This is a genomic window from Vibrio sp. 10N.261.51.F12 (assembly GCF_041471725.1).
Lineage (GTDB): Bacteria > Pseudomonadota > Gammaproteobacteria > Enterobacterales > Vibrionaceae > Vibrio.
The window spans coordinates 1-702 of the sequence record NZ_JBFROV010000080.1 but is presented as its reverse complement, the minus strand read 5'-3'; the positions used below and the strand labels follow the sequence as shown (position 1 = coordinate 702).

Below are 702 nucleotides of genomic sequence, written 5' to 3'. Positions count from 1 at the left end.
TCTTTTACAACATCTGTCGTAGCACCGCTAATAAACGTTTCATCTTCCGCGCCGTTCACCGTCACACTGATGGTGTGCTCGGTACCGTCCGCCGAGGTCACGATAAAGGACTCAACTAAGGTATCGTCCACATCAAGGGCTTGCACCTGTGTTAAGGTGTTATCGATGGTGTAGGTCCACGTGCCGTCCGCCAAAATAGACAGGCTGCCTAACGTGGTGCCTACCGAGGTACCGGCCCCGGCATTAAAGACATTTTCACCTGCGTCTTCATCGCTGATGACCAGTTGCTCGGTCGCAATGAGGTTATTACCTACCACCGCGACATCTTCGGTGAGTTCAGATGTATCACCGCTTATAATTACAGCTGCATCGTTGGTACCGACAATGGTGATCGTAATGTCATGAGTAGTTCCATCAGATGATTGAACCGTAAAGACTTCGGTGGCAGTTTCGTCTTTTCCTAAATACTCCACGTAGCCATTGGGAATATCGTACTCCCATTCACCAATGGCATTGATTGTCAGCTCACCTAACGCCTCACCCGTTGAGCCTGTGAGTGTACTCGTTGAGGTGATTGTATCCGGGTCAATTTGGAACGATTCTTCATCACTGCCATCCACATCCGACAGTTGCAACGTGCCATTATCTGTTAGTTCAACCAGGTTATCGTTTTCAACAACGGTGCCTTCTGCTTCCGATGGA

The 702-nt window shown here is 49.1% G+C and carries 1 protein-coding gene; it reads right to left on the bottom strand.

Translation table 11 applies throughout. The annotated features are described in order from the left end of the window. A partial coding sequence (locus tag AB4405_RS24335) for a VCBS domain-containing protein (protein WP_372063115.1) occupies positions 1-702 on the bottom strand: 702 nt, incomplete at both ends.